This is a genomic window from Deltaproteobacteria bacterium (assembly GCA_023382265.1).
In the GTDB taxonomy this organism is placed as follows: Bacteria; JAMCPX01; JAMCPX01; order JAMCPX01; family JAMCPX01; genus JAMCPX01.
Genome location: JAMCPX010000034.1, coordinates 15,076 through 35,393 on the forward strand (window position 1 = coordinate 15,076; position 20,318 = coordinate 35,393).

At 38.0% G+C, this 20,318-nt stretch carries 17 protein-coding genes, 1 tRNA gene and 1 pseudogene; 14 read left to right on the forward strand and 5 right to left on the reverse strand.

What is annotated here, in order from left to right; genetic code table 11:
- Positions 1 to 65 precede the first annotated feature (65 nt).
- The 7 genes from M1381_06625 (at position 66) to rpmB (ending at position 8,529) form a co-directional block, all read left to right on the forward strand.
- Positions 66 to 2,402: an EAL domain-containing protein gene (locus M1381_06625; GenBank protein MCL4478758.1), complete on the forward strand. Its 2,337-nt coding sequence runs from the start codon at positions 66 to 68 to the stop codon at positions 2,400 to 2,402.
- 38 nt (positions 2,403 to 2,440) lie between these two features.
- Positions 2,441 to 2,911 (forward strand): phosphatidylglycerophosphatase A, encoded by a 471-nt coding sequence (locus M1381_06630; protein MCL4478759.1) that lies wholly within the window; start codon positions 2,441 to 2,443, stop codon positions 2,909 to 2,911.
- Positions 2,908 to 3,468 carry an RNA 2',3'-cyclic phosphodiesterase gene (gene thpR / locus M1381_06635; GenBank protein ID MCL4478760.1) on the forward strand — a complete coding sequence of 187 codons (561 nt, stop codon included), beginning with the start codon at positions 2,908 to 2,910 and terminating at the stop codon, positions 3,466 to 3,468. Before M1381_06630 ends, thpR begins: the two co-directional genes overlap by 4 nt.
- The gene (recA, locus tag M1381_06640) at positions 3,465 to 4,496 is read left to right on the forward strand and encodes a recombinase RecA (protein ID MCL4478761.1); all 1,032 of its coding nucleotides are present in this window, start codon (positions 3,465 to 3,467) and stop codon (positions 4,494 to 4,496) included. Before thpR ends, recA begins: the two co-directional genes overlap by 4 nt.
- A gap of 15 nt (positions 4,497 to 4,511) precedes the next feature.
- Positions 4,512 to 5,669 (forward strand): type IV pilus twitching motility protein PilT, encoded by a 1,158-nt coding sequence (locus M1381_06645; protein MCL4478762.1) that lies wholly within the window; start codon positions 4,512 to 4,514, stop codon positions 5,667 to 5,669.
- 63 nt (positions 5,670 to 5,732) lie between these two features.
- Positions 5,733 to 8,318, forward strand: a complete 2,586-nt coding sequence (gene alaS / locus M1381_06650) for an alanine--tRNA ligase (protein ID MCL4478763.1) — start codon at positions 5,733 to 5,735, stop codon at positions 8,316 to 8,318.
- A gap of 19 nt (positions 8,319 to 8,337) precedes the next feature.
- Positions 8,338 to 8,529, forward strand: coding sequence for a 50S ribosomal protein L28 (gene rpmB, locus M1381_06655; protein MCL4478764.1), 192 nt, complete (start codon positions 8,338 to 8,340; stop codon positions 8,527 to 8,529).
- Positions 8,530 to 8,762: 233 nt separating this feature from the next.
- On the opposite strand, the pseudogene M1381_06660 reads toward rpmB, so the two are convergent.
- The 4 genes and pseudogenes from M1381_06660 to M1381_06675 form a co-directional block, all read right to left on the reverse strand.
- Positions 8,763 to 9,017: pseudogene (locus M1381_06660) on the reverse strand (peptide-methionine (R)-S-oxide reductase).
- A gap of 327 nt (positions 9,018 to 9,344) precedes the next feature.
- Positions 9,345 to 9,914 (reverse strand): restriction endonuclease, encoded by a 570-nt coding sequence (locus tag M1381_06665; GenBank protein ID MCL4478765.1) that lies wholly within the window; start codon positions 9,912 to 9,914, stop codon positions 9,345 to 9,347.
- 4 nt (positions 9,915 to 9,918) lie between these two features.
- Entirely contained in the window at positions 9,919 to 10,863 is a 945-nt protein-coding gene (locus tag M1381_06670) for a site-specific DNA-methyltransferase (GenBank protein ID MCL4478766.1), read from the reverse strand.
- 795 nt (positions 10,864 to 11,658) lie between these two features.
- Positions 11,659 to 12,882, reverse strand: coding sequence for a hypothetical protein (locus M1381_06675; protein ID MCL4478767.1), 1,224 nt, complete (start codon positions 12,880 to 12,882; stop codon positions 11,659 to 11,661).
- Between the two features lie 154 nt (positions 12,883 to 13,036).
- On the opposite strand from M1381_06675, the gene M1381_06680 reads away from it, so the two are divergent.
- The 5 genes from M1381_06680 to M1381_06700 all read left to right on the forward strand — a co-directional run bounded on the left by M1381_06680 (position 13,037) and on the right by M1381_06700 (position 16,251).
- Complete coding sequence (locus tag M1381_06680; GenBank protein MCL4478768.1) at positions 13,037 to 13,249, forward strand: helix-turn-helix domain-containing protein; 213 nt, start codon at positions 13,037 to 13,039, stop codon at positions 13,247 to 13,249.
- 178 nt (positions 13,250 to 13,427) lie between these two features.
- Positions 13,428 to 13,940 carry a helix-turn-helix domain-containing protein gene (locus M1381_06685; GenBank protein MCL4478769.1) on the forward strand — a complete coding sequence of 171 codons (513 nt, stop codon included), beginning with the start codon at positions 13,428 to 13,430 and terminating at the stop codon, positions 13,938 to 13,940.
- A 27-nt stretch (positions 13,941 to 13,967) separates the two neighbouring features.
- Complete coding sequence (locus M1381_06690; GenBank protein ID MCL4478770.1) at positions 13,968 to 14,126, forward strand: hypothetical protein; 159 nt, start codon at positions 13,968 to 13,970, stop codon at positions 14,124 to 14,126.
- 172 nt (positions 14,127 to 14,298) lie between these two features.
- Positions 14,299 to 14,889, forward strand: a complete 591-nt coding sequence (locus M1381_06695) for a tyrosine-type recombinase/integrase (GenBank protein MCL4478771.1) — start codon at positions 14,299 to 14,301, stop codon at positions 14,887 to 14,889.
- Between the two features lie 315 nt (positions 14,890 to 15,204).
- Positions 15,205 to 16,251, forward strand: coding sequence for a site-specific integrase (locus M1381_06700; GenBank protein ID MCL4478772.1), 1,047 nt, complete (start codon positions 15,205 to 15,207; stop codon positions 16,249 to 16,251).
- 33 nt (positions 16,252 to 16,284) lie between these two features.
- On the opposite strand, the gene M1381_06705 is transcribed toward M1381_06700, so the two are convergent.
- Positions 16,285 to 16,358 (reverse strand) — tRNA-Met (locus M1381_06705).
- A gap of 162 nt (positions 16,359 to 16,520) precedes the next feature.
- On the opposite strand from M1381_06705, the gene M1381_06710 reads away from it, so the two are divergent.
- Both M1381_06710 and M1381_06715 read left to right on the forward strand, forming a co-directional pair.
- Positions 16,521 to 19,406 (forward strand): hypothetical protein, encoded by a 2,886-nt coding sequence (locus M1381_06710; protein MCL4478773.1) that lies wholly within the window; start codon positions 16,521 to 16,523, stop codon positions 19,404 to 19,406.
- 78 nt (positions 19,407 to 19,484) lie between these two features.
- Positions 19,485 to 20,243, forward strand: coding sequence for a YwiC-like family protein (locus tag M1381_06715; protein MCL4478774.1), 759 nt, complete (start codon positions 19,485 to 19,487; stop codon positions 20,241 to 20,243).
- Positions 20,244 to 20,318: the final 75 nt, after the last annotated feature.

Below are 20,318 nucleotides of genomic sequence, written 5' to 3' on the forward strand. Positions count from 1 at the left end.
TGGTTATGTACATAACTTATTATTGTTTTTTATTTAAATTTTTGATAATTTGAAAAAAAACTTTTATGAATAAAACCCTTTTACTTGATATCGCAAAAGTGCTTGGAATTGATGAAAAAGAACTCAACTCCAGAAAAGATTTTATTACAATAACACAAGAAGATATAACAGTACTTGGCAACTTTTATAATACCAATCCCCAGATGTTTGATAAACTTGCAGAGAATTTTTATAAACATCTTCTCTCGTTTGAAGGAACAAAAGAGAAATTAAGTCCTGATCAGCTTCCGGAATTAAAGATAAGATTGAAGGAATATTTAAGACAGATGTTCTGTGGTAAATATGATTACGAATATTTTTTAAACAGATTGTTTATGGGTTATGTCCATAAAGAAGCAGGGATTGAACTTAAGCAGTACATAGGTGCTTATGGAAGACTCATAAGCGATATGGAAAATATAATAGGGAAATTAACCCATAAAAACAGAGAGTCCTTCCCGAAAATCATGTCTGCCATTTTTAAGATCATTCTGCTTGATATAATATCAGGAACGGATGTTTATTCTTATGAATACCTCGCGGATTCAAGAAGGCTTTCAAGGCTATATGCCGTGCTGAGCAATATCAATAGGTTTATAATAAGGGTGCATGATATAAATGAACTGTTTCAAGAGGTGTGTCCTATTCTAATTAACAACGGCGGCTTCAAGTTTGCATGGATCGGTATTGTTGATGGAGAGACAAAAGAGATAAAGCCTGTCTCAATGTGGGGAGATGGAGAGGCATTCCTCCAGAATATAAAGTTGTCAACAAACAAGGATATCCCGGAAGGAAATGGACCAACAGGAACTGCAATAAGAGAATCAAGAATTGTCATGAGTAATGATATAGAACATGATGCAAAAATGCTGCCCTGGATGAAAAGCGCTTTTAGTGTCGGTTTTCGATCATCCGCCTCAGCCCCTTTGTTCATGGATGATAAGGCAATAGGTGCACTGAATATCTACGCAGATAAGCCCTTTCAATTCGGTAAAGAAGAAACAAAACTATTTGAAGAGATTACATCCGACATATCGTTTGCAATAAATAATATAGGAAAGATGCAAAAAATAAAATACATATCGCTGTTTGATCCGTTAACCGATCTTCCAAACAGGGAGCATGTTCTTCAGGAGCTTAACAGGTTCATAGAAAGCAGCGGTAAAAATAAAAAGGTCTCATTGATATTATTTGATATTGATAAATTTAAGTTTATAAATGAATCTCTCGGCTATACAAAAGGGGATGAATTGCTTAAAGAGATATCAAAGAGGCTTATCACAATTACAGACCCACAAACCTTGCTTGGAAGAATAGGTGCTGATGAATTTGCGATCGTATATTTTGATATGAAGAGTGAAGATAAGTTATTCAGGATTATAGAAAAAACAGCGAACACATTTTTAAATCCTATTACCATAAATGAAAAAGATTTTAATATAACATTCTGCAAAGGCATATCCATCTACCCAAATGACGGAAAAGATGCAGAGGAATTGATAAAAATCGCAGAAGCATCGCTTGTGCAGGCTAAAAAACTTGGTCCAAACAGTGTTACAACATATTCTCCGGAGATAAATCAGAAATTATCATACATATTAAAAATGAAAAAAAAGCTTATAAACGCGGTAGAAAAAAGAGAGTTTATCCAGTACTATCAGCCAAAAATAGATTTAAAAACATTAAAAATCTCGGGTGCAGAAGCACTTTTGAGATGGAATGATCAGGAAAATGGTATGGTGCTGTCGAGAGAGTTTATTCCGTTACTGGAAGAAACGGGTCTGATATTGAACATATCTAAATTGTCTTTTGAAGAGGTATTAAACCAGCAGAAACGTTGGGTAAAGCAAGGGTATCATATACCGGTAGCAATCAATGCATCTGCTGTTCAATTGGATCGTGATGATTTCCCGGAACAGATAATTAGCGCAATGAATAATGCCGGCATTGATCCTGATATCATCGAACTTGAGATAACGGAAAGTATTATAATGAAGGATATCGATATCGCTATTAAAAAACTAAAGACTCTCAAAGATTATGGTATTAAAATAGCAATAGATGATTTTGGAACCGGATACTCTTCACTTGCATATCTTAAAAAATTGCCTATAAACTCTCTAAAAATAGATATATCCTTTGTAAGAGACGTTGTGGATAACAAAGAGAGTAATCAAATAATCAAGGCTATTTTATCCCTCGCGAATATTTTGAACCTTAAAACAATAGCAGAAGGAGTAGAAACAAGAAAACAAATTGAGCTTTTAAAAACACTCGGCTGCGATGAGGCCCAGGGTTTTTATTTTTCAAAGCCTTTGTCTGCGGCAGCCTTCGAAAAATTCATAATAGGATTTTCTAAATAACAGATACTCTAAATAGCAATAAAACGTAAAAATTAACTATGAATAAATGGTATAAATATGTTGTTCTTTTTTTTGCGTCAGGGTCATTTGTTGGCTACATCCCCTTTGTATCCGGCACATTCGGGAGCCTGTTAGGACTTATTCTGTACATCGTACTGCACAATTATTTAACAACGCTCTGGCTCATAATCATTTCTATAATATTTTTCTTTATGGGAGTTTACGCTTCGCACAAAGCGGAGCAAATACTCAATGAGCAGGATAGTTCAAAGATTGTTATTGATGAAATTGTAGGCATGATTGTTACCATGCTTTTCTTAAAACCCAATCTAACAAACCTTGCGGCAGGTTTTATTACATTTCGTGCATTTGATATAATAAAGCCGCCGCCAATATCTTACGTTGACAAAAATATTCGCGGTGGGTTTGGTGTTATGTTTGACGATCTTATAGCGGGTGTGTTTGCAAATATCGTTATACATGCCGGGATATTGCTATACCATTTATGATAAGAGCTTTTATCGCAATACCTCTTGAGAAAAAGACAAAAGAAAAGGTTTCAAATATTATAGAAACCTTAGCGCCTCTATCAAATAATATAAAATGGGCAAAAGATGCACAAATGCATATTACAGTTAAATTCCTCGGTAATATAGATGATGATACTATAAACAGGACAAAACTGGCAATGGATACTTTAAAAGAATTACCGGTCTTTAAAATGGAGTTGTTCGGTATAGGTGGTTTTCCCTCCATATCAAATCCGAGAGTATTATGGATTGGCATAACAAGACCCGGGCATTTTAATAGTATTCTTGAACAATTAGCGTTTCATCTACATGATATAAACTATGAAAAACGGGCATTTGCTGCACATCTAACCATAGGAAGGGTAAACGGCATAATCGATAAGCAAGTTCTTGCAAAGGCAAAAGAGTTATGTGATAGTAAAACCATTGCATATTCTATAGTAGATAGGGTTATACTGTTCCGGAGTACGTTAAAACCGACAGGAGCTATTCATACACAGCTATATGCTGTAAACCTTAATAAGGAGGCATTATGACAGGGCTTGATATACAAAACAAGAAAAAAGCAATCGAAATGGCGCTTGCGAACATAGAAAAACAATTTGGCAAAGGCAGCATAATGAAACTCGGCGTCACGGGTGCGGTTGTAGAAACACCCGTTATCCCGACGGGATCCATAGGACTCGATATCGCCCTTGGAGTTGGAGGTATACCAAGAGGCAGAATCGTAGAGATCTTTGGTCCCGAATCCTCAGGCAAAACAACACTTACATTACATATCATTGCACAGGCTCAAAAAGCTGGAGGCGTTGCTGCGTTCATCGATGCAGAACATGCGATCGATGTTAATTATGCAAAAAAGCTCGGGGTAAATATAGATGAACTGCTTGTATCCCAGCCTGATTCAGGAGAACAGGCACTTGAGATAACGGATACACTTGTCAGAAGCGGTGCAATAGATGTTATTGTTATAGATTCGGTCGCAGCACTTGTTCCAAAAGCAGAGCTTGAGGGTGAAATGGGGGATGCTCAGATGGGTGCCCAGGCAAGGCTTATGTCACAGGCATTGAGAAAGCTTACCGCGAACATAAATAAATCTCAAACATCTGTAGTTTTTACAAATCAGATCAGAATGAAGATAGGTGTCTTCTTCGGTAATCCTGAAACAACTACAGGCGGTAATGCCTTAAAGTTTTATTCGTCGGTAAGAATGGACATAAGGAGGATTAGCAATTTAAAAGAGGGTGAGTCGGTGGTTGGAAGCAGGACAAAGGTAAAGATCGTTAAAAATAAGGTGGCACCTCCTTTCCATGAAGCCGAATTTGACATATTATATGGAGAAGGCATATCAAAACTCGGTGAATTAATTGATATTGCAACCGAGATTAAAATTGTGGATAAAAGCGGTGCATGGTACAATTTTAACAATGACCGCATTGGACAGGGAAGAGATAATGCAAGGTTGTTTTTACATGAGCATCCAGATATAGCAGTCAAGATTGAAGAAAAAATTAAACAACATTTTGGTATAATAAAATCGGAAAAAGAACATAAAAAAGAATAGGGTACGGAGGCATAAATGGAGCTAAATGATATCCTGAAGGTTGCAATCAAAGCAAACTCTTCAGACATACATCTAAAAGCAGGGCTACCGCCTATCTTCAGGATAAACGGCTCTTTAGTACCTTATAAGGAAGCACCGAGATTAACCCCGGAAGATCTTGGAAAGATGACGTTTGGCATAATGACACCTATCCAGAGGGAGAAGTTTAAGACAACCTATGAACTTGATATGGCTTACGGCGTGCCGGGACTTGGACGGTTCAGGGTAAATGTGTTTCAACAGAGAGGCACAATAGGTACAGTACTCAGAGTAATACCATTCGGCGTTGCATCCTTTGATCAGCTCCATTTGCCAAAGGTGATGGAAAAAATAGCCACAGAACAAAGAGGACTGGTTCTCGTAACCGGTACAACAGGCAGCGGCAAATCAACAACCCTTGCATCCATGATAGATTACATAAACGGGAGCAGAACATGCCATATTATAACTATAGAAGACCCTATTGAGTATCTGTTGAGGGATAAAAAAAGTATCGTAAATCAAAGGGAGCTTGGAGTTGATACACAGAGTTTTGCAGCAGCTTTGAGGAGCGCATTGAGAGAGGACCCTGATGTGATACTTGTAGGAGAGATGAGAGACTTTGAAACAATAGAAACGGCTCTACTTGCGGCAGAGACAGGACACCTTGTTTTAAGTACATTACATACACTCGATGCAAAAGAAACTATTAGCAGAATCGTCTCAATCTTTCCTCCGTATCAGCAAAAGTCCGTACGGTTGCAGCTTGCAGCCATACTTAAGGCTGTTATCTCTCAAAGGCTTGTTCCAAAGGCTGATAATAAAGGGAGGGTACCTGCTATCGAAGTTATGATTGCAACCGCAAGGATACGTGAACTCATTGAGTCGGAAGAACGGGTAAAAGAGATACCGGACACCATTGCAAAGGGATTTACAACTTATGGCATGCAGACATTTGATCAATCGCTGCTTCAATTGTACAGACAGAATTTGATTACTTATGAAGAATCCCTGAGACAGGCAAGTAACCCGGATGATTTTGCTCTCAGGGTAAAGGGTATTATTGCATCTTCCGATCTGTCATGGGAAGATTTTGACAAGAAACAAAATCCGGAAACGAATAAAGACGAAGACTTTAAAATAGAGAAATTTTAAACCGTGAACACAAAAGACTGCAGAGAGACATTCCTTAATTTCTTTTCAAAGTTGGAGCACAAGGTGATACAAAGCTATCCACTTGTACCGCAGAACGATCCAACCCTTTTATTTACAAATGCCGGCATGGTCCCTTTTAAAAAGATATTTACCGGTGAAGAAAAAGCTGGATTCAAAAGAGCAGCGAGTTCTCAGAAATGCGTGAGAGCAGGCGGCAAGCACAATGACCTTGAAAATGTTGGTTATACCGCAAGGCATCATACCTTTTTTGAAATGCTCGGTAATTTTTCTTTCGGGGATTACTTTAAGAAACAGGCAATAGAATTTGCATGGGAACTTCTTATAAAGGAATTCAAGCTTAATGAGGAACGGCTCTGGGTCACGGTTTATAAAGATGACGATGAAGCATATGAGCTATGGAATAAACATATAAAAATCCCCGGCTCCAGAATCGTAAGGCTCGGTGAAAAAACAAACTTCTGGTCAATGGGTGATACCGGTCCGTGCGGGCCATGCTCTGAAATCATATTTGATCAGGGTGACAGCATAAAATGTGATGATCCTGGTGATGTGGTTGATCTTGAATGCGACAGATACCTCGAAATATGGAACCTCGTTTTTATGCAGTATAACAGGCTTGATGATGGTAACCTTGTTCCCCTCCCTTCCCCAAGTATAGATACGGGAATGGGGCTTGAAAGGATCAGTGCTGTTTTGGCAGGAGTGTACTCTAATTATGATATTGATCTATTCAAGACAATAATAAGTGCGCTTGAAGACATCCTTCATGTTACATACAAGCCCGATACATTCAATGGGGTAGCGTTAAGGGTAATAGCGGATCATATGAGAGCTGCTACATTCCTTATAGGTGACGGAGTTTACCCGTCAAACGAGCAGCGCAGCTATGTGTTGAGAAGGATCATAAGACGTGCCTTGAGATACGCTTTTATGATTGGTATGAGAAGCCCTTTACTTTACACATCGGTGGATACGGTTATTTCGATTTACCGCGGTGTTTATGATGATCTTGCCTCACACTCCAAGATTATAAAGTCTACAATAAAGGATGAGGAAAACAGGTTTTTGACAACGTTTGAAAGAGGTCTTACATTGATCGATGAGCATATAAAAACCATGAGTAGTTCAAATATAAAAAATATTGATGGGACATTTGCATTCAGGCTTAACGATACATTCGGATTCCCCATTGACATACTATCGGATATAGCAAAGGAAAATGGATTTAACATAGATTATGAAACATTTAACATGCTGATGGATGCGCAAAAACAAAAGGCAAGAGAATCAAGCAACATGAGCAAAGGCATTGATGTGAAGGATGTATCCGTTTACAATAAGATACTTGAGACAACGGGTATTACAGAGTTTCTCGGCTACAGAAGACTATCATTGAAAAGCAGGATTATACACATAGTAAAGGATAAACAGTTATTGAGTGAATTAAACGAAGGAGAAGAAGGCATACTTATTTTTCAAGAAACACCTTTTTATCCGCAAGCAGGCGGCCAGGTTGGGGATACGGGTATTATATCATTGAGTTCAAACGAGTTTAAAGTAACAGATACTTTTAAGCCTGTTGAAGGCTTGATTGCGCATGCAGGTAAGCTTGAACACGGGAGACTTACGGTTGGACAGGAAGTAGAGCTCCTTGTAGATAAGGAAAATCGTAAGGCGATTTCTATTCATCACACATCAACCCATCTTTTGCAGTCAGCACTTAGAAATGTCATAGGCTCGCACGTAAAACAGGCGGGTTCTTTTGTTGATCAAGGCAGGCTAAGATTTGATTTTACCATTAACAAAGGGCTTACCGATAATGAGATTTTACATGTAGAGTCAATGGTCAATCAATGGATCCGTGAAAATCAAGCGGTAAATATAACTTTTTCCTCTCTTGAAGATGCTGTAAAAGAGGGTGCAATGGCACTTTTTGATGAGAAATATAAAGATGTTGTCAGGGTTATAACAATCGATAAGATTAGCAAAGAACTCTGCGGCGGGACCCATCTAAAAAGGACTGGGGATATAGGACTATTTATTATACTAAAGGAATCATCGGTAGCTTCAGGGGTTAGAAGAATAGAGGCTGTTTCCGGTGATGCAGCTTACAGGTATGTAAAAGAAAAGCTTTTAGCTTTAAAGGAAGCCGCATCCCTCTTAAAAACTCCTGAGGATGATGTAAACAATAGTATAAAAAAATTACAACAAAGGATAAAAGAGCTTGAAGCAAAACAAAAAAACGACTTTTCAAAACCGCTATCTAAAATAACGGATGAGCTGATGAAAAAGGCAGTTGATATAAAAGGTATTAAGGTTATAAGTGGTATAGTTGAGGATGTAACAATAGAAGATGCAAGAACATTATCTGATATGCTAAAAGGAAAACTTCAAACGGGTGTTGGTGCATTGGGTTTAAGTATAAACAACAAAGCCAATATTATTGTTTTTGTTACAAAGACACTTACAGAAAGATTCAAAGCATCAGACATTGCCAAACAGCTTGCTATAATGATAGGTGGTAATGGTGGAGGCAGGGAAGACTTTGCGCAAGCAGGCGGCACTTCTGTAAATAAATTAAAAGATGCAATAGAGAGTTTACCCGGATTGATTGAGCAAAAAGTATGATATTAAAATGGAGGAATATATGTCAAAAGTATGTGCGATATGCGGCAAAGGCCCATCTTTTGGGCACAAAGTAAGTCATGCAAACAATAAAACAAACAGGCGTTGGGAAGCAAATCTACAAAAGATAAAAGTCGTTTTGAAAGGTGAAACACAAAGAGTCTACGTCTGTACAACATGCATTAAATCCGGCAAAATACAAAAAGTTGCCTAATGGAGTAAAATGATGAGAGAAAAGGATCGCGATTTACGCAGAAAACAAAGAAGAAAATTAAAAATGCTGAAACTAAGAAAAAAACAAAATATAGACCAAAAGGCAGAAAGCAAACACGAGCAAGAATGATTTAACTAAAATAGTGCATTGAAAAACAGATAAATCTGCCCTGAAGCAAAGATGAGGCAGTTCTTTATTCTCTTTAGGTTCCAAAGTAAAGTTTGGAATTGTGTTTATTTTCTCTCGAATAGTTTCTTGTATTGTCCGTAGCCTTCCTTATCGAGTTTTTCCTTTGAAATGAATCTGATTAAGGCAGAGTTTATGCAATAACGCAATCCCATGGGTTTAGGCATATCATCAAAAATATGCCTAAGATGCGAACCGGCACTTAATAACAGCTCACTATATACAATATCCTTATATATACCTTCTCTGTAGTTGTTCCAGCATGCATTGTCAAAAGGCCTTTCTGTACCGCGTTCTTGAGTACTTCGAAAACATGATGATTACCCTATATGATTAAATATCCGCGGCCAAACACTTAGAATACTGTTTCATCGTTAGAAAAAAACAAGATAGCGGGGGAAGGATTTGAACCTTCGACCTTCGGGTTATGGGTTCTAAAAAGGGCAAAAACATAAGGTGTTAAATTATATGGCAAATCCTACGCAACCCCTTTATTTATCAGCACTAACAGATTGTTATGACTTGTTACATGTTGTTATCTGTTTACACCATTTTTATATAGGGGGTGATCACAAAAGGGATCACAGTGTTGTATACAATTATCCTGAATAGGATGAGTATTGCCTAAGCTATTTGTCAATGCCGAGAATTAAGACTGGTATATCTATGTTAGAAATGCCACGCTTTTGAAGATCCCACAGAAATTGTTCAAAGTAAGAAACACCGCTCGACATCTCATTTGCAAAATTTTTGACGGGAACTATTTCTATACCAACATCAATATATCCGAGATTATGAAAAATAGTCATTTTGGCTGCCACGTTGTAAACCATAAAAGCGTATTTGCCAAACTGAACTTCTACTCCGAGCCTTTCCTTCAAGAAGTCCATTTCTCTAAAAGCACCAGCGTGCAATTTTGATGGGTTGTAGCCATCAACATAGTATTCTGTTGGATACTCACACTGTACTCTTTTGGCTTCCCAATTATATTTTTTAAACTCTTTTTTGAAAGCTTTATTTAATCTCTTTGGACTATATAGTATTGTTCCACGCATGGTTTTTTCTTTACTTCGTTTAGTCTTATACTTACTTGCATCAACTGACATGATAATTCTTTTAATTTCATTAAATAATTGTGAATATTGGCTATCAACAGCTTCTTTGCCATTATTGAATGAGTAAATACCGACAATTTTCATTATGTTACTTCTGATTATTTAGCCAACTGAGTGGGATTTGTGATACTTTTTCTTTTCCTGTTGGTTGATAAACAGGTTTGCCAAGTGGACGAATCTTTAAAGTACCATCAAAAAATTGTCCTATTCTTTCTCTGGCAATTTTAATATATTGTGGCTCTTTATCTACTCCCACAACCCTTCGTGAATTTTTAATACCAGCAATTAAAGAAGAGCCTACACCGCAATATGGGTCAAGTACCCAATCGGCCTCATTTGTAAGTGCAAGAATACACCTTTCAACAAGCTCTATAGGGAATTGGCAAGGGTGAATTGTTTTCTCTGGATGATTTGCTTTAACATTAGGAATCTCCCAAATTTCCTTGTCCCAATCTTCATTAATTATTCTCCATAAATCTGAAGGATTTTTACCTAACGGATTCCCTGAGGGTAGCCCTATTTTATTACCTTTAAAATGTGTTTTACCCGGGTACTTTGATGGAATACGGACAGCATCTAAGTTAAATAAATAGTCGTCTGTTTTTGTAAACCAAAGAATCACTTCGTATCTACCTGAAAATCTTTTTGAAGCATGTAATCCATGTTCAAAATGCCAAATAATTCTATTCCGTAGTTTAAGGTTATGTTTTTTAAAGATATTATAATAAAAAATATCTAATGGAAATACCTCTACGTCCTTTACAAAATTTCCAACCTGCCAACAAAGGCTTCCTTTATTATTAAGAGTACGTATCAATTCATTTATGACTTCTTCTTGAGTTTCAAAATAGTTTTCCATGGCAGTTCGTTTCTCATATTCTTTACCCAAATTGTAAGGTGGAGAAGTTATAATTAATTGAAACCATTCATCGGGAAGGGTATGAAGAAATTTTAACGTGTCACCATCATGCAAAACAATTTCTGCATCCTTTGAAAAATTTGTATAAATGTCAGACGGTTTAAATATGTTCATATTAATCTATTCCTAATTTATTGTATAAATACTTTTTTTGCAAGCTTTTAGTGTCCTGTTCGGGGATAGTTGAAACCCCTTGCCTTCAGGCGAAGCTACTTACGGCGAAATGGGCTAAGCCTATGAGCTAATATTTTTTTGTTTCTTGTTTTACAGCCGACTTCAAGTCGGCAGACTTATGAACCCATCGGCTTATAGCCGATGGTCATTGAGTTGATGAGTAATTTATTTAAAGCAAGCATGTAGAAGACAGGGTAAAAACCTGCCTTCTTTATTGCTCAATATCATAGCAGACCTTTTATCTTATAACTCAATAATAATGGATCGAATAATGGTGTTATCGAATATCGTAATTGCATTATAGAATAGAATTCCATGTAAGGAATATTCGATATTTACGTATCGGGTATCGATGAGATACCAAAGGACTGACCGGAAGATACTGGTGGACTACTGATTCATCAATTGATGATATTGTAAGTATTTGATATTTCGTATAGCAGAATGTGTAACTTATTGTTTTTCCGTAGGCAGGTAGACGCCGGATAACATGGAGCGTATACTGTAAGCTACAAAAGCATAACACTTCATCGTAAATGAATCGAACAATATCATAGAATATAGCAAGTGAATCAGAGAACATCCGATACAAATCGATTTAAGATCGGTATTTCGGTGTGAGCTACGGAACGTAAATCGATTAAAGACCGGTTATTCGGATTTAATTTCTATGTAAGGAATGTTTGAAATCGTTTTGCTATATGAATGCATCGGCATAAGTAGACGGATACTATTTTAGGGATGATAGTAACCTGATTTAGTCATCAAGTCTAATTCTTTTTTAAATTCCTGTGCGGATTCAATTTTAACATAGTATTTAGTTTTTATTGTGCCTTGCCTATATAATAGATCGAGCTTCCATTCTCTAAATGCATTATGAAACAAAATAAAATATTTATTGATAGTGTTGTCAGATACGCTCTGAAGAAATATTTTATTATAATTTTTTCTAACAGGTTTTTTTCTTTCATTTTTAAACTTATCAAATTGCTTTCTTATAGTATTTTCTGTAATGGAATAGCCACTCATTTTACTAAAATGTGTCACTATTGCTATTAAGAGGTCTAACCATTTATTTATCTTGTCTGTACAATATTGGACGGCATACGTATATAAACTACCTGCGAAGTATTCTATATTTAAAGGCAAGCTTTGATTGTTTTTTATGCGTTCTTTTTCTTTGTCTATTTTTTTTACCCATCGTGTTAAGGTGCATAAGGTAAAGGGAGATTCATAAATTTCTACATATGGGATTAATCTATTTTCTAATATGTTTTGCAATGTCTTATGAGGGGTTGCTATAGTATAATTTTTTCCCTTTGTTCCTTCTTGCTCAAAAGGTATCGGTTGTTTATTTATGAATTTTTCTACAACAAGGTTAGATATTGATAAGTGATCCGATGAAGCTATCTTCAAAGTGCCGTCTGGTAGATGTAATGCTTTTGAGAGACCTTCTTTGATTGTCAAAGTATTCTCTATTTTTATATAAGGGTTTTCCTTTACCCGCTCTTTTATTTTCTCTACTTCATAATATGCCTTAAAAGCATCTATTTTCTGTTTTATATCATCTTTAAATTTTGAATCCATATTTTTATCTGTCCACTTATTAAACAAACATATAAATAAAAAGCCTGCATAATCTGCAAGATGTTTATAGTCTAAATCTGATTGCGTAGTTTTATGATTTGAATTTTGGGAAGTATTTTTTTGAATTTGTAATTGCAGAAACGGCTGGCTTCCTACAAACGTACTAAGCCAGACTGCATAATTTGTGATCCGCTTATCGTTTGATATATTAGCGATGTAATCCTGCCAGTTGATCGCCGGTTGTAAAGGATTGGGATAGGTCGGAGCTATTTTCTCAATAACCCTTTTATTCTCTTTAGAAAGCGAGGTCTCTAACATCGTGTATGAAACCGTCTTTGCTTCACTCAATAAATGTAATTTACTTGTTTTCATGCAAAGTAACTGCCTTTTTTAAATACCCTATTTTTTGCCTATTTTCCCCGCAAACCAGCATGGACAAACATTTGAACATCTGCAAAGGTAGTTTACCACATTCCGATGAAATAGTGAATGGACTTAGATTATGGGTGAAAGGAGAATTAAAAATATGCTTATAGATATAAAAACAGCAGCATCGGAATTGGGCATAAAGACCGGAACTTTATATGGCTATTGTTCACGATCTCTCGTGCCCTATGTCAAGGTCGGGCGGGTTATCCGCTTCGATTTAAATGAACTTGTGTCTTGGTTTAAAAACGGCTCATTTCAAAAGGCAAAAGATGAGGTTTTTAATAGATCAAAATGTCATGAGCATCCCTAACCAACTGTTATGGTTTTTAAAAGAAAATATAAAAAAATGAAAACATTCTTTAGTTATTTTTTAGTCTTATTCAGTATCACGCCGAGGAACACTTTTTACGCTAAAATAGAACATTCGGTGAATATGGTTGTTCCACTCCATAGAACATTAGTTCTTCACGGTAGAACAAGGAAAATTTATGTCATATACGAAAATTTCTAACGACATTCTCCTGAACCTTAAAGAGCTTAGACTTACGCCCTACGATCTGACTGTTTACATGATTCTACGGCTTCACGACTACGACAAAGGTTATTCATATCCATCGGTACGAACCATTGCAAAAATTACCGGATTATCACTTGGGGCTATCGTGAATTGCACCAAAAAATTACAAAACTCTGGGATTATATCTATAAAGAGAGAAAAAAATCATAATGTTTACACATTCCTCGACATTCGCAAGGAAAGTATGGATGCCTCAAAGCAGGAATACAATAAACTTGATGTCGATGTAATTCCAAAGCAGTACCCAAAAATGGAAAACAGACTGTTAACATGCAGGGACAACCAAACTGGAGAAGAGTACGAAGGTTCAGAAAGCAATGGGATAGTGACCTTGACTCAATCCGAGCCGGTTTCTTCTCCAGACAAGAGGAATTTTTTAAGCCTTTCAGTCGTTAATTTGTTAATCCATTTTTCAGAAATATAAAAAATAAGGAAAGGAGGTGAAAAGGTCATGGCAAAGTCTAAAGACTTAGTAGAAGTAACGGTAAAAATTCCAAAGGGTACTTACGGCAAACTGCTGGTAACTTCAGAAGATGAGGGCATACCGGTTGACGATCTGGTAACGGAAGCAGTCGAAGATCATCTTGAACCAGAGGAAAACCCTGAATGAAAGGGGTTAAATTTATGGGGTGGGCATTTATTGCCTGCCCCCTTCTTGTGATACGGGAGTTTTACAAAAGTAGGTATTTTGTAAAGCAAACAGGCATTTTTAAGAGGTAAAAGCATGAATTTGAACATGCTAAAAGACGTAAAATTTAACAAAAGGTATAGGAATTGTAAACATGAATAACCTGCCTGTTGTTCAAAAACTTTCAATGGCACGGTATGAAAGCAAGGACATACCTGTCTACCTGTCCGCTCCAGAGGTCAACGCAATGCTGGAAGCCTGCAAGAATAATAAGCGGGATCATTTGCTTATAAATGTTCTTTGGCAATCAGGGTGTCGGATCACGGAAGGCCTGAAGATAACACGCAATGATGTTGATCTATACAATTTATCTATTAAGGTTCTGACCGAAAAAAAGCGATCGAAAAAAGGAAAGCCTATTTACAGGGTGATCCCTATAACGGCAGAGCTATCAAACGAGCTTGCCAGTTACGCTTTAACACAGAACATAACGGAAAGGTTTTTTGATATTACAAGGCAAAGGGCTTTCCAAATTATCAGGTCTATTGCACACAAAGCTGGTATCACAAAGCCCGTCCATCCGCACACATTAAGGCATAGTTTTGCCGTCAACTGCATAGGTCAAGGCGTACCTTTGCCGGTAGTAAAAGACCTTTTAGGACATTCAAGCGTACTTACAACAATGGTGTATTTGCGGATCGTCCAGCTGGATACACGGCAGTTTTTATCAGGGATTAAGTTTTAACATGAAAAAACCGATCACGGACTACTTAAACACATACCTTTATATAGGCTATTTTGTTACGCATAGGCACGTAGAAACGACGATCTTCCCGCTATTCATATCTGACTACCAGTCAAGTACCGGAAGGGCTTTTAAAGCCCCTAAACACATATTTTTGCATTCTAAGCAGAAAACAATAAACCGTATCACTACATCTAAACATATAAAAGAAGGTCTTAATTGTTGCAATTCCTATGTCGATAAAGTATATTTATCAGGGCGTAGGGTTGCCATATTTTTTACCGCCTTAAATACAAACAAAGGGGGTGAAAGACATTGTATTTAAGAGGAGAAATATGGTGGACGCAATTCAAACGCAACGGTAAGCTTATACGCCTTTCGACTAAGGAAAGGGATAAAGGCATAGCAAAGAAAAAAGAAGCCGAGCTTATAGTAGATTTCGACAAACATGGATTAAAAAACGAAGGTAAAAAAAAGAGATTCAAGGATATGGCGGATCGGTACATGACAGAGTATGCAATTACAAAAGCACCCAAAAGTCAGGTAAGAGATTCAATCTCTTTAAAACACCTGCTCCCCGTGTTCGGAAATATGCCGCTTATTCAGATCACACCCGATCAAATAGCACGGTACAAAACGAAACGTAGGAACGAAGGTGCTGCACCCAAAACCATAAACCATGAATTGGGCTTCTGCAAACATGCCTTTAACATTGCAATCCGTGAATGGGACTGGATTTCGGTCAATCCCTTCTATCGTGTAGCAATGGAAAAGTTACCACAGCCCCGTGTGCGTTACCTAACAAGGGAAGAATTTGAAAGATTGTATCAGACAGCTAACGACAGGCTAAAGCCGATCATCGTGATCGCTGTACACACAGGAATGCGCCTTGGCAATATCTTGGGTCTCACATGGCAGGACATAGACCTTACCAGAGGTATGATTACACTCGAACACACGAAAAACGGAGAGCGTCTTGGTCTGCCCATGAACGGAACAGTCAAGAATCTGCTGGTACAGCTCAACAAAGTAAGGCATATCAAAAGCCCCTATGTGTTCCCTACTTCGACAGGCACAAAGTTTGACAACTCAAAGATCGGTAAATGGTTCAGGGACGCATGTAAAAAAACAGGGATACGGGATTTCAGGTTTCACGATCTCCGGCACACCTTCGCAAGCTGGTTGGTGCAAGCGGATGTTAATCTTTACAATGTGCAAAAACTTTTAGGTCATAAAGATTTTAAGATGACACAGCGGTATGCGCACCTTGCACCTGACAATCTGAAAAATTCTGTAGCTGTTTTGGATCAAATTCAAGGCAGGGTGATCACAATAGGGGATCACAGTGGTGAAATTCAATGACGAAAAGAACCCCTAACCTATTGAAAAACAAGATAGCGGGGGAAGGATTTGAACCTTCGACCTTCGGGTTATGGGCCCGACGAGCTACCAGACTGCTCCACCCCGCGTCAAATAATGTCTATATAAATAGAAGTTATTGCGTCTTGTCAAGGTATATGTCTAACTTGCCGAAATCTCAAATATCTTAAATGGATCAAAGTGTTCAGACAAACTACCCTATTGCATTTTTTTGTTAATTAATTATAGTATAGATCCAGGTGGGAGGTAGTATGGGAGTTTCATTAAATATATATCATAAGGTTCGCTGGCTCACTATAATCCTATTTATAGGTTATTCATTATTTAACCTTTCTGGTTGTACTTCATGCAGTAAACGATCTTCATCCTCCACTCCTCCTCCGCCTGTTTACATTGATTCATTCACTACAACAAGCGGAGGCCGGGTTACCGACACCGGATATACGCCTGCAACGTTCACATTCACTGTAACTGCCCACTCTAAAGCATCCATCGTATCATACAAATGGAGTTTTATAGATGATCAATACGGCAATCCACAGTTTATAGCGACCACAACATCACCAACAGCAGTTTATACTTATACACAGCCAACCCCTAACGGTACATATAATATTATAACAGTAAGGGTAACGAACAATAAGGGTGTTTATAAAGACGCCAATGCCTCGATCACGGTGAATCAATGGACACCGCCAACCCTTGCCCTTATGCCATCAACATTATTGAACCAGCAAATACCATTTTCAATAATTATTCAGGCTGATGCGTATCCTTCATCGGGCGCTACGATCACGGAATGCGAATGGGATTTTGGTAATGGGCAGGGATTCTCGGTTACACAGACCACCTCTCTTTTACCGGGTCATTTCCACCAGCTTGGGGAGTTTACCTATTTCACTGTCGGCACATATCCTATTATTGCAAAGGTTATTGACTCTGCTGGGTTCACCGCAACCGCATACCTGACTGCAACTGCTGAGGTTAGTATTAATCCTACTTCTATGTATCAATTAAACAGTCAGGGTAATTATATTAATTTTGGAGATATCGGCGGCACCCCTTATGCATTCCTGTCAGATGGACAAGCAGGTATAAAGGTATTTGACATGTCAAATCCACAATCACCTGTAATGGTAAGCAGGTGGTATGATCCTCATTCTATGCCTGCTGAGGCATGCTCATTACTTGGGAATTATCTTTATTGTGCATTCCAGCAGACGGTGTACATATTTGATGTTTCAAATCCGTCTTCACTTCAATGGATAAAAGCAGTATTGCCTCCAGCAAATATTACTTACAAGATTTTATCAAGGGCACTCGCAACAACCATAAGCGGAACAAATTATCTTTTTGTCGCAGATGCCCAGGCGGGTACAATTGATATCTTCAGCCTTGCCAATTTTACACAGGCGGCATTCATAACACAGGTAACCGCCCCCTATATTTCCGGAACCGGTTATCCCGCACCCATCAATGACATATTTATAACATCAACCACAGGCACGAGCCCAACATACTATGCTTATGTTGCGGCAGATACAGGCGGATTTGCCATCTACAATGTAACAAATCCAACAGATACAACACTGCTTGGTGTAGCATCTAACTCCTCTAATCCGTACTTGAGCATTAATAACGCAGTTGGTGTATGGATGACCGATACAAATTACGCGTATGTAGCAGATTCAAGCAATGGAGCTGTACTTGTCGATATAAAAGCTCCATCACACCCTGTTGCAATAGCATCTTACCCTGCTTCAGCAACCGGCATATGGGTTACAGGAACAACAGTGTACCTTGCCGCAACATCGGGTTTGTACCTGTGTCCTGTCAGCTTTGGATTAATTCCATCAATCTCCTGCGGTTCGCCGATTCAGCTTACCTTCAGTAGTTTTAGTCCCATCCAGGCAAGTAATGTGTACGGCGGCATGATCAGCGGTAGTTTATATGCATTTGTACCTCAACTCTACGGATTTGATACATTCACAACAACAAACTCTTCTTTGCCAAGTCATACGTCGTTCTATCAAACTTATGGGCATGGAAATAGTGTGATTGCAACCGATACCGGCAGCATGTACCCGGGACTCGCAGGGCTGGGCTTTAGTTATATCGCATTTATTACCAATAGTTTTCAACAGGGTTTTTCATTCTCGGGTGGCGGCATTGATATTGTCGGCTATAATCAAGGTTTTACACAACCGGACTTTTTAAGCCGTATAACTACGAATACAAATCCTTACGGCGTTGCCATAACCTCTACCTCATTTACAGGGACATCTTACACCGTGTCTACAATTGCAGCAGGCTCGGTTGTTGATCTAGCGGACATGTCAAATCCTGCATCACCATACTGGCTTCCCGGAAGCTGGGATGATGCTGTTAATGTGAGTTCTAATCAGTGCGCATCACCATTCTACGACAAGATATATTTAACAGACCCGCAGCATTTCATTGTTGGAGATAATTCTGAATGCGGCGGGTATTATGTCACCATGCCAGCGGCATTTATTACACCGACTACTACTTATTATAATATTTATGGAATCCCTAATACAAAAGGTGATACAGGACAGGATATGTGTTTATTAAACAATACGGTTTTTATTGCAGGTAACCTCTACGGCACAAACGAAACTGTTCTAAATGCATATCCGCTTACAGCCAATATGGTGATTTCACAATTCAACTTTGGGAGCACCGGAAGTGCACCTTCACTTTTCTGTGAGGACAGTGGACGGATCTTTATTGCCATGGGTGCATCCGTTACATCCATCAATTACAGTAACCTCAATGCACCACAGATCATCTCTACATTTACGCCCTCGTCAAATACAATTCTCACTTCATTTACGGTTGTTGATAATATTGGCTTTGCAGGTTATTCCAATGTTGTAAATTCACCTGCAGAAGGTGGATTTTATGTGTTGGATTTACGGAACCCTTCAAACATGTTACTCATCGGCAGTATGGATTACAATATCCTGAGCCTCGATCCGGATTACAGCTTTATTAGTGATGATTATCTTATACCAAACAGTATTTACGCAATAAAAGGGACGGATGGGTATTATTATGTATTGCTCCTTACCCCAAACCGTGTGATTACATTCCAGATTTACGGCGCGCCATAAAGCACAGCTGCTCAAAAAGAGCAGGTAAATGAACTTCTGTATCATGCAAAAATTTATATATAGTATTATATTCATTCTATGAAAATAGAAAACATACCCTTTCCAAAAGAGTATGGCTCATGGGGCATACTCCTAACATCCTGTATAATAGGACTTGCAATATCTGGACATATAATGCGGCAATCTTATTTAGCGTTTATGGGCATTGCCATAATCTTTATGTCAAAGGCATCGATTGGTATCTTCATAAGAAGGCATGATAAAAATTCACTCATCTTTACGGTTGTTTATCTTGCAATAGGACTATTACTTATCCTGCCTGCACTTCTGCTGATAGATATGAGCATAATTATGGTTTTACTCATAATCCCATTGGCTGCTATTATCGTATATGCATTATCAGCCTACCTGCATAAAGAACGCTCATCAATTGTCGAGTTTTTCGCAATGGCAGCACTTACACTACCTGCTGCCTTTTTCCAACTTCTGCCTGTCAACAGAATAAACATGACGATCCTTGTTATATGGCTAATGGTGTTTCTTTACTTTTCTGCGAGCATATTCAGGGTTAAGATGCTTATATTCAAAAATAAGACGTACAGGCTGGCTAACATGATCTATCTCATAATAATTGTAATATTTATTTATGCAGCCATTCATGAGCATGTGATGCCATGGCTAGTAGGTATAGCGTTCTTACCACTCATTGAAAATCTTGTTGACACTTTCAGGTATATTAACAAACGCAGCCTAAAGGTCGTCGGAGTAACAGAGCTTATCAAAGGAACCATATTCGCTGTAATTCTTATCCTGATAGCAAAGAATGCGTTTTTATAAAAAATTATTAACCCGAAAAATGCAATTGAGAAAAATCTACCTCTATCACGAACAAATGAAACGGTACCGGGCAAT